Source organism: Granulicatella sp., from assembly GCF_057274575.1.
Genome location: NZ_DBHISP010000026.1, coordinates 1 through 10,477, shown reverse-complemented (window position 1 = coordinate 10,477; position 10,477 = coordinate 1). Strand labels below are relative to the sequence as shown.

Below are 10,477 nucleotides of genomic sequence, written 5' to 3'. Positions count from 1 at the left end.
TTTCTAGTCAGGTCTTACCTTTTCTTAACTTTCTCTTGAACTAAAAAAGAGCCGGATCCTATAAACCCGACTCCTCATAAAGTTAAATTCTATTCAGTGATTATTGTAATACTCGAATAGTGATTGTACGACGTCCAAAGTTATAAACATCTGTTAGATTAACCATGTGAACATCGATTTTATTTCCTTTAATCGCTCCACCTGTATCTGCAGCACGATAAACTCCATATCCTGGAATTTCAACATATGAGCCTAATGGGATTACACGTGGGTCAACCGCAATAACTTTTGAATCATATAAAAGGTTGGTTCCATCAGCAGTGTAGTTAGAAAGGCCTGGTTCATTATATGAATATGCAGTCGCTTCTACGGTTAAGTAATAGCCTCCTTGACTTGCTTGAGCAGTTTCCTCTGCTGAAGACTCTCTATATGTTGGCGTTGTTGCTTCAGATTTTTCTACTTCTGTCACTTCATTATTTTCTTGAACACGATAAGAGTGTTCTTCTTCTCCATTATCAACAGATACTTCTTTTTGGTCTGCTGAAAAACGAAGAACTGTTCCAGGGTAGATTAGATTCGCATTTTGAATCTCATTTACTTGAACAAGTGAATCTAAAGAAACTCCTGTTGCTTCAGAGATTACAGATAATGTATCTCCCCATTTAATCGTGTACTCTTGCACTCCATTATCGTCTTTTTTCACATCTTGCGTTACTTCTTCAACAGTACGTGCTGTCCATTCTACTTCGTTTGCACTTGCTGAATTCGCTGTAAAACCTGCAAAGCCAAATAATGCAAGTGATGCTGTCACCATCATGAATTGTTTCTTGATTGGTTTCATGTTTTCCTTTCCGACTTTTGATTCTTTCATAGAATTCAAAAATCTCGTTCGCATAATTTTTTTGAGTCGCGAACTTAATGAATGCCATTATGTTACCATGAAAAAAAATGAAAGTGTTGATTTTATGCCCTTTGTTAAGGCTACTTAATTTTTTTGACTTTTTCTGACGTTATTATTACAAATAAATGACAAGAACATACGTTCTTGTAACATTTAACATCTTTCTGTAACGTTTTCTTATAATTTCCTTAATTTATTAGTCATATTTTTTTCATTTATTACATCGTTTTAGGCTCTTTTCAAAGAAAAAATTGCATTCAATCGAACATCACAACAAAAAAACCTTCCTATTTACCAGTAGGAAGGCTCTTCATTTTCTTTAATTTACATGATTCAACTCACTCATCTGAATCGTCTGTTTGATAGTTTCTTTTAAGGCTTCGGGAAGATGGTGTGTTACCCATAGAACGGTCACGCTCTTATCTTCTAGGATAGGTTTCAACACCTCAATGGTTGTCTTTTCATCTAAGTTGGAGCTAACTTCATCCAGTAAGAAGACTTTTGGTTGTTTTATGAGTCCACGCGCGAAGGCAATGCGTTGCAACTGGCCGCCGGATAAATTTGAATCGCCATCGCCTAAGACTGTATCTAATCCTTGTGGCAAGTTTCGTACAATAGTTGCGAGTCCAACCTTTTCAAGAGATTCCCAAACTTCTTCGTCCGTATACTCTTCTTTGAGCGTTACGTTTTCGCGAATAGTTGTCGTGAAGATATGTGGTTTTTGGGCGATATAGACCATTTGACGATATAACTCATCATAGGATTGTTTCTTCACATCGACCCCAGCAAATTTCACTTCTCCTAAATACTCCGTTAATTTAGCAGCGATAATATTTAATAGCGTTGATTTCCCTGTTCCGCTTTCGCCAGTAATCGCGTATTTTTGTCCTTCGTCAAACCCCAGAGAGACATGATTTAAAATCACCTTTTCTCCGTAATTGAAAGAGACGTCTGATACTTCAATTAAAGTACGAGAATCTTCTTTATCCACATTCTCATTATTTTGCGCAGACTTAAGTAGTTCATATTTTTCAAATAGAGGAGCTGTACTTTTAATCGAACCGATTTTCTGACTGATATTTCCAAGCACATTAAAAATGATTCCGCTAAGGCCTGTTGTAGCAATTATACTACCGATACTCACTTCTCCGATATATGCTAGATATCCTGTTAAAACGAAGACAGAAACTTGGCAAAATAAATTACTAATTCCACCACTTACGGCAACTTTTGCCATTGTTTTACTAAAATCTCGTTGTGTATCTCCAACTTTGACAGATCTTTCATGGATTTTTTGAGTCAAATAGTTCAACTTTCTAAATACGAATAAAGTATCATATCCACTTAATAAGTCCGAAACATGTTTTGAAAAATGCTCGTTTTCTTCAGATGTTCTCATCGTTTTAGCTGTTAACTCTCCGGAAAACAATGCGGGTAATACTGCCATCAAAATAATACAAAAAGCGGTTAATAATACAATAGACCAATGATACATAAATAGCGCTACCGCAGAAAACACAGCAGAGATGGCTCCCCCAACGACTTCAATCGTAGGCGTAAAAGCTTTTGTTCTAATTTGTTCCATATCACTTGTAAACCAAGAAATATAGGTTTGACTATTTTTCTCATAAAAGCGTTCATAAGAAGTATTCTTTATGGCATGACTAATTCGATCTCGTAACCAAGTAACTACCTTTTGTTCAAAGAACGCTTGATAGCGAATCAACATATAGGTAAACAACAAATATAAAGCAAAAATTGAGACTAATAGAATCGTCTCACGGATAAACCCGTTCATATCCATTTTTACTAAATAGTCTAAAATCTCTGCATTGACAATACTTGTTAATAATTGAGAGGTCGCAATTAATGTTAAAATCGCAATAGTCACGAACACTTCTTTTTTAAACTTCTGAAAAACAACCCTCATACGCACTCGCTCCACTTCAATTTATTGTTATGCTCATAGTTTAACATCGTCTTAATCCAATGTGTATAGGACTTTGGACGGAAAATTAAAGAAAAGTGAGAAAATGTAATTTCTCACTTCCTTATATTTCTTAGTCTTAATCCAATGAATATAGTGGAAAAGGCTATTCCAACAAGGGCTCCTATCACAAGCGGTACTCCCTGTTGTAGAGCTGGTAACACACTAATCGGTAAAATAGCCCCTAACGAATATCCTCCAATACCCAAACATCCAAGGATAAAGAGAACAATCGTCGACACCATAGTATCTTTAATCAAAGAAAAGAGCAGCATCTGTGCAATGAATAACCCAACAATTGCTAGCAATGGATATCCAATCGCCAGTAGAATCCCTTGAATCGCTGAAATAAAGATTGTTTCCCCATTTGACACATACGATACAGGAAACAAAAAAACATTCTCATGGATTATGATTCCATACCCCACAACAGACACAATCACCAGCAGACTAGAAAAAGCATAAAAGTATTTCAAAGAATAGAGCGTTTCTGTCAATAATTCTTCTTTATTAGAAATCGGCACTACTTCTAGCAGCGTTCGGTGCCGTTGTTTTCTTTCTAAATATCCCCCTACTTGTACAAGAAAAAAGAAGACAAGGATACCGTAGCCTAGAAGTTGGAAAATCGTCTGTATAAAATCACCATACTGATAATAGGTTTGGTAGGATATCTCTTTTCCAACTAAATAATGGAATAATTGGAGTTTAGCTTTAATTTGCATAGGACTCTCTAACGAATCAGCCCATTCTTTTGGGGCACGCCTTAGAAGAGATTCCACCAATTCCAATCGTTTTTCATAAATCGGAATCAGCCGCTCCGTTTTCCCCTTCACTGTATAAATCCCATTTTCTTGCGCATAGGTTTGATAGAGCGCTTGAAAAGTAGTATCCATCTCTTTCTTTGTATCTTCATCAATCGTCATTTGATTCTCAAACGACTCTTTAAGATCATCTATCTGAGAAAACTGTCGCTCAATCACTTCTTTTAAGGCCGGTTTTCCTGTAACGTGATGATATCCAATGACAAGCGTTGCAACTACTAAAATAAGAAGCGGTATCTTATAGAAAAATCCTCTTTTCCTTAAATGCATTCTATCTAACTGAACCCATCTACTCATACCGAACCCCCTCGTCTCTGACGCTCTTGCCAATAAGAAGTTCCAATCGTTAATAAGAAGAACACAAACGCCCCCACAAGTAGGCTGGCACATCCGTTTGAAATCGTAAACGTACCTGTCGCATAAAAATCATCTTTCATTCCTTGGATTACAGAGCCAAAGTTCACATAGTACAGTGGCAACTTATCTGCAAAAGAAGGATAAATCTTCATGGAACGGAAGATAGGCTCTGCCCAAATAACCATAAGTCCTACGATGAACCCTACCATCTTATTTCTAGTCAACTGATTACACCATGCGACGAAATTGATTAAGAATAGTAACACACATGCTGCAAAGAGTAGGGCAATCCCGATAAATTGTAATGGAAGCAAGAGAACCTCCTCTTCCCCACGAAATACAAGTAACAGCGAAGTAAGGTTGTCCCAGCCAAAAGATACACCCTGTACTAGGAAAACTACAAATAAAACAAGAATTACAAGAGCCATATTTACCAACCAGTAACTACTAATCTTTTGTAATAAATATTTCCACTCGCGAATCGGCTTCACCGCTAATATACTTCGATGCTTCCAATCATCTAACAGAACGGGACTGATAAATAATAGCAAGATTGAAAATAGAACTGGCAACCAATAAAGCATCGGTTCTTCATATCTTGTCCATTCCATCCAAAATATTCGATTCTGCATTTGTAAAATATCGTCTAATTGATAGCTACCCTTCTCCTCTAAAGAACGAAATTCCATTAAATATTGTTTGACATTCTTATACTCTAACTGTTCCTGCTTACTAGGATTAAATCCAATTGTATTGTAAATCGGAAGGGGCGATTGTTCTTTATCTCTTAATTCAAGTCGCAACTCCCAAAAATGAATCTGTTCTTTTATATAAGTTTTATAATCTTGATTTTGAAACGCTGTTGCTGAACGATGATAAGCAACGGCATCCTCTAACCATTTTTCCTCTGTTTCTGTTAAACTTTTTTTCTTTGCTTCCTCTTCATATTCATTGATTAGTATCAAATGAATTTTATCTCCTTGATTTAAAGTGTTATTCAAAAGTTCATTGAGAGAAGATTTTTGTTGAAAATTCATCACAAGAAAAACAACCATCAGCAATACATAACCGATGAACTGAATTTTCATTAATCGATTTCGAACAATTAACAGTAATTGTGTTCTCATTCTAGCTTCTCCTCTCTTTTTCATCTTTCGATTGTACTATCCGTACAGTTCTTTATAAAGGGCGTAACAACCTTTTGCTCCAATCTTAATTTCACTACATTGATGGATGTTCTCTAGTATCCACTTCCATTTTTCTTTTGGAAGCTCACCATCTGTAAGGTGAATGCTAATTTGTCTTCCTTCGCGATTCATCATTTCTACTTCTCTTGGAAATTGCTCTACAAACTTTTCGAAATACTCTTTTGAAATAAAGGTCAATTGTAGTGTATCGATGCCTTCCATTTGTGGTGAATATTCCAAGGCGATTCGTTTCTCCTTCATAAAATAAATCTTGTCGGCAATCGAATCAAGATTGTTCAGTAAATGAGAGGCCATTACGATCGTTTTTCCTTCATTTCGTAACTGTCTCAACACTTTAGAAATCAATTCCACATTATCAGGATCTAATCCGTTCATCACTTCATCCACAAGCATGTAATCTGCTTTTGTAACTAGCACCAATGCAAAACAAAGGCGTTGCCGCATCCCGAGTGAATATCCGCCCACTTTTTGATGAATATAGCCTTCCATTTCTAACTGCTCTATCACAGTTTGAACAGTTCCAGAAGCTACCTTCCACATCGAGGCATAGAAATTCAAATGTTCGATTCCATTTAACTCATCGTATAATTCAGATTGATCCGGCATCTTCACAATATGCTGTCTCATAAATAATGTGTCAGTTGTATAATTCTTCCCTTGATAAGATACCGAAATACCGTTATTTCTTAAATGTCCAGATAGTATTTGGATAAGCGTAGATTTTCCTACACCATTTGGTGCTACTAGCCCAATAATCTGAGCCGGTGGAAGATGCAAGTCAATCTGATTTAGAACCTCTTTTTTCCCATATGAAAAATTTTGAATATGAACTTCTAACATTCGAGCGACTCCTTTCCTTATTGGATTACTTTGTATTTGTTACCGCTTCCTTTATTGAAATTATAGCAAATTTTTCTTTTAAAAATAGAGTTTTTTAGTATTTTTCAATCAAAATCCTATAAAAATATCTACTATTATTTGATTTTTACAGAAAAAACCACACCTCTATTCTGAAGTGTGGTTCATCTATTTTATTATGCTTTTGTTTTCTCAGTGCGGTCACGTTTCATTTGGCTTGAACGTAATTGTCCGCAGGCTGCTTCGATATCATGTCCGAATTCTTTACGAACGACACAGTTGATGTGGTTTTTCTTCAACACATCGTAGAAGGCTACTACGCGTTCTTTTCCACTACGTTCGTATTGATCATGTTCACGAACTTTGTTATAAGGAATTAAGTTTACGTATGAAAGACGTTTCTTATCCGCAAGAAGGTCCGCTAGTTGTTGTGCTTGTTCCACCGAATCATTCACGTGATCGAGCATGATGTACTCGAAGGTTACACGACGATTGGTTTTAGCAATATACTCATTAATCGCATCCATCACGACTTCGATTGGATATTTACGGTTGATACGCATGATACGAGAACGAGTATCGTTATCTGGTGCGTGGAGTGAAAGCGCAAGATTGACTTGTAATCCTTCGTCAGCGAACTCACGAATCTTTGGAGCCAAACCACTTGTAGATACCGTGATATGACGAGCTCCGATTCCAAGCCCTTTATCAGAGTTGACCACTTTCAAGAATTTAATCACGTTATCATAGTTATCGAATGGTTCCCCAATTCCCATAACAACGATGTGACTAACGCGGTCTCCAGGAGACACTTCGTCTAAGGTCCGTTGTACGTGCATTACTTGCGCTACGATTTCCCCAGCAACAAGGTCACGTTGTTTTGCAATAATTCCGCTGGCACAGAAAGTACATCCGATGTTACATCCTACTTGTGTCGTCACACAGATGGATAATCCGTATTCCTGTGGCATTAATACCGTTTCGATTAAGAGGCCATCTGCTAATTCAAAAAGGAATTTACGTGTTCCGTCTGTTGATTGTTGTTTGATACGTTCGTTTAACACTGGGAATGTAAACTCTTCTTGTAACTCTTCAATCAGTGTTTTTGGCAAGTTTGTCATTTCTTCAAAACTGGTTACACGTTTGCGGTAAAGCCAGTCCCATAATTGTCCTGCTCTGAATTTCTTTTCGCCTTTTGCTTCAAACCAAGCTGTTAGCTCTTCTAGTGGCATGCCGTAAATAATCGGTTTTCCTTCATATTGACGAACCACTCGTCCTATTTTTCTAACCATTTCTATTCCTCTTTCCTATACTTGAAATGCTCTAACGATTGTTTCTCTATTCGCATGAGCGCTTAATAACACCGATAATTTCACACGAGCCTTTTGTCCGCTCAGCCCAGTTGTGAAAATCACTCCTGCTTCACGAAGCTGTTTGCCTCCGCCAAGATAATTATATACATCGTACGTTACACCGTTAAATGCACGGGATACGAGCACGACTGGAATTCCTTTATCCAAACAACGTTGCAATCCATGAAGCGCTGTTGGCGGGAGATTCCCTGCCCCAAGAGCTTCGATGACTAATCCATTAGCATCTGAATCGGCAATGGCATCAAATAACATTGAATCCATACCGGCATACGCCTTCAATAAGTATACTTTATCCACGAGTTCTTTCACTGGATAGTATTCATGATGTAAGAATTTTTGGAAGTAAATAACTTCACTCTTTGACACTAAGCCAAGCGGTCCAAAAGTTGGTGTTTGGAAAGTCGCAACATTTGTAGTATGTGTCTTTGTCACATACGTTGCTGCATGGACTTCATCGTTCATCACGACAAGAACGCCCTTATCCACACTCTCTGGACTCGTTACCGTAATAATGGCACTGCGTAAGTTTGCGAGCCCGTCTGCCCCGATTTCATTGCTGGAACGCATCGCTCCGGTTAAAACAATTGGGAAGGTTCCATCTGTTGTTAACTCTAAGAAATACGCTGTTTCCTCTAAAGTATCCGTTCCGTGAGTGACCACAGCTCCGTCAAAACCATCCTTTTGTGCTTGGACGATTCTCTTTTGAACTTCCCACATTTTTTCTTCCGTCATATGTGGGGATGGTAAGTTAAATAAGTCCTCTACAATGACACTTGCAATCGGTGCAAAAAGAGTATCTGAGTTTGTTAATGGGTTTGTTCCTGTTGGGGTTACGCTGCCCGTTGAGCGATCTTCGCTCATGGCAATCGTACCACCAGTGTTGATAACGATGATTTTCTTCATAGTTCTACTACTTTCTTTCATTTTTTCTTTACATAGGATACCACAAAATGGCAAAAAGTGCCGAAGTATTTGTAAGTGAATACGCACAAAAATGATGATACCTTCGAAATTTAAGAATGCCTAAGAAAAATAAATCATTAATATATTTTGCTAGGAACAGCATAACCAAAAATAAACTTAAGTTAAGAGAAATACTCCAGTAATTAATTGAAGTTACACTATCAAATAATAATTGAGAAATAACAAAAAAGCTCGTAACAAAAAGTAGTATATTTGATACTATTTTCAAGGCTTGATTCATCATTCCATCTAGCATAATATTCTCTAAACAAATTCAAACTTTACTTATAATACTATACAACACAACAAATCCTAATAATTTGAAAACAAACTCCTTTACCATGTTTAGAATAATATAAGCAACTACTAATTTATCTTCTTTAATATTCCTCTTTTTTAATAGAATAATATTTGCAGAGACCTCTATATAGACCACAAGTAAATAGTAAATTAGATAAAGGAAAACACAACTTAACGCCAAAATGAAAATGAATTTATCCATAAGAAACACTGTTATAAACAACACGAGTATAAGAAGAACTAAAAAGAAGATCAATACTCCAAAGAAATCCCATAACCTATAGTATCCTGTTACTTCATTATGAATCGCATGGCTATATTCATGGGCTAACTGAATATAATCTGTGTAATTAACAATCTTTTTCTTAGTCAGCTCTTTTGTAGAGTAGTTATAACTAAAGAAAGAGGATTCTTTATAGTTCACGCTGACATCACTCAACATGCCATTTATTTCAAGTTCATGTGTATTCTCAATTTCTCTATTTTTATCTATTCTATTCTTTAATAGAAGAACTATCACTTCTAACAGAATACAGATAATAATATTTACACCTAATAAATACATATAACTCCTACCTTCCGTCAAAGCTATTCTGCACTTTAAAAGCATTTCATACTTATCTAAATCACATCATGCTTCTTCATTAAGGATACTAAAAATCTTTCTTGATTCTCATTAGAAACGAAAAGCCTAGTCAACGAGTTTGAATTAGTTCTCCTGATTCCAAAGTATACTGTTTGCTATATAAGTTTAGATCCTTTGGAACTCTATGAGCTATCTCTATAAATGGAATGTTATCCTTTATAAGAAGTTCTCTAATCATCATCGTTGTATCCTCATCAATGGTAGAAGAAAACTCATCTAATAGCAGTAATTGGTATTTTCTAAGTAATAGTCGGCCTAGACAAATTCTAGCTTTCTCTCCTCCAGAAAGTGACTCATCAAGATTTACTTCTGCATTATGTAATCCTAGTCTATCGGCTAAATAACCTAATCCCACTTTTTGAAGAACAGAAGTAACTTCACTATCGGAATAGTCTTCCCCTAAAGAGAGATTAAATTTTAATGATTCATAGAATATCCTTGATTCCTGAGTAAAGAAGCCAATATGTTTCTTCAAATCTTCTCCTGAAACTAATTGTCTATGGACTCCATTATACTTCTGCACACCAACTTCAGATACATGCACTCCATATAATAATTCCAAAAGTGTAGATTTCCCAGAACCTGATGGACCCATAATCAGTATCTTATCATTCTCATTCATTTCTAAATTAATATTATTTAATATAGTCATTCCATCAATTTGAACAGTGCACTCTTTTAACTCAATTGGAAATACCGTACTAATACTAGATTTAGTTTCTAAATGAGTCCATTCAAACTCCGTATACTTTTCCAATCTTTCAATCACAGGAATGATTGAATTAAATCTTTGATAATAATCTATTGCATTGAGTAAAGGACTAACAATACGATCACTCGCTAAATAAATTGCAATAACTGTGGCTAACTTAGTGTCCCCAACAATAACTAAATATACCCCAATAGCTAGCGGTACAAATGAACTTAATCCAGAAAGTAAGTTTGCTAATAACTTCGATGTAAATCGTACATGATTCATTTGATAATAAGCTTCTTCTGTTTGATTCAACGTTCCCATCAACTTATTCAAAAAGATTTTTTCTACAAAAAAGTTTTTAATAAT

Annotated in this window: 9 protein-coding genes; all 9 read right to left on the bottom strand. The window is 36.1% G+C overall.

Annotated features, from left to right (window positions below; translation table 11 throughout):
* Positions 1-100 precede the first annotated feature (100 nt).
* Positions 101-871, bottom strand: coding sequence for a 3D domain-containing protein (locus tag ACO5V7_RS08475; RefSeq protein WP_485485831.1), 771 nt, complete (start codon positions 869-871; stop codon positions 101-103).
* Between the two features lie 349 nt (positions 872-1,220).
* Complete coding sequence (locus ACO5V7_RS08470; RefSeq protein WP_485485830.1) at positions 1,221-2,831, bottom strand: ABC transporter ATP-binding protein; 1,611 nt, start codon at positions 2,829-2,831, stop codon at positions 1,221-1,223.
* A 113-nt stretch (positions 2,832-2,944) separates the two neighbouring features.
* A complete protein-coding gene (locus ACO5V7_RS08465; protein ID WP_485485829.1) occupies positions 2,945-4,006 on the bottom strand; it encodes a hypothetical protein in 1,062 nt (353 codons plus the stop codon).
* Complete coding sequence (locus tag ACO5V7_RS08460) at positions 4,003-5,193, bottom strand: ABC transporter permease (RefSeq protein WP_485485828.1); 1,191 nt, start codon at positions 5,191-5,193, stop codon at positions 4,003-4,005. Before ACO5V7_RS08460 ends, ACO5V7_RS08465 begins: the two co-directional genes overlap by 4 nt.
* Positions 5,194-5,229: 36 nt before the next feature.
* The gene (locus ACO5V7_RS08455; RefSeq protein ID WP_485485827.1) at positions 5,230-6,114 is read right to left on the bottom strand and encodes an ABC transporter ATP-binding protein; all 885 of its coding nucleotides are present in this window, start codon (positions 6,112-6,114) and stop codon (positions 5,230-5,232) included.
* A gap of 194 nt (positions 6,115-6,308) precedes the next feature.
* A complete protein-coding gene (gene rlmN / locus ACO5V7_RS08450; protein ID WP_485485826.1) occupies positions 6,309-7,424 on the bottom strand; it encodes a dual-specificity RNA methyltransferase RlmN in 1,116 nt (371 codons plus the stop codon).
* A gap of 15 nt (positions 7,425-7,439) precedes the next feature.
* Entirely contained in the window at positions 7,440-8,408 is a 969-nt protein-coding gene (locus tag ACO5V7_RS08445) for an asparaginase (protein ID WP_485485825.1), read from the bottom strand.
* A gap of 334 nt (positions 8,409-8,742) precedes the next feature.
* Positions 8,743-9,333, bottom strand: coding sequence for a hypothetical protein (locus ACO5V7_RS08440; RefSeq protein WP_485485824.1), 591 nt, complete (start codon positions 9,331-9,333; stop codon positions 8,743-8,745).
* A 130-nt stretch (positions 9,334-9,463) separates the two neighbouring features.
* A partial coding sequence (locus tag ACO5V7_RS08435; RefSeq protein ID WP_485485823.1) for an ATP-binding cassette domain-containing protein occupies positions 9,464-10,477 on the bottom strand: 1,014 nt, incomplete at its 5' end.

Bases quoted from the DNA above. Each gene is read 5' to 3' on its own strand.
- ACO5V7_RS08475 (WP_485485831.1), bottom strand. From the start codon at position 871: ATGAAAGAATCAAAAGTCGGAAAGGAAAACATGAAACCAATCAAGAAA.
- ACO5V7_RS08470 (WP_485485830.1), bottom strand. From the start codon at position 2,831: ATGAGGGTTGTTTTTCAGAAGTTTAAAAAAGAAGTGTTCGTGACTATT.
- ACO5V7_RS08465 (WP_485485829.1), bottom strand. From the start codon at position 4,006: ATGAGTAGATGGGTTCAGTTAGATAGAATGCATTTAAGGAAAAGAGGA.
- ACO5V7_RS08460 (WP_485485828.1), bottom strand. From the start codon at position 5,193: ATGAGAACACAATTACTGTTAATTGTTCGAAATCGATTAATGAAAATT.
- ACO5V7_RS08455 (WP_485485827.1), bottom strand. From the start codon at position 6,114: ATGTTAGAAGTTCATATTCAAAATTTTTCATATGGGAAAAAAGAGGTT.
- rlmN (WP_485485826.1), bottom strand. From the start codon at position 7,424: ATGGTTAGAAAAATAGGACGAGTGGTTCGTCAATATGAAGGAAAACCG.
- ACO5V7_RS08445 (WP_485485825.1), bottom strand. From the start codon at position 8,408: ATGAAGAAAATCATCGTTATCAACACTGGTGGTACGATTGCCATGAGC.
- ACO5V7_RS08440 (WP_485485824.1), bottom strand. From the start codon at position 9,333: ATGTATTTATTAGGTGTAAATATTATTATCTGTATTCTGTTAGAAGTG.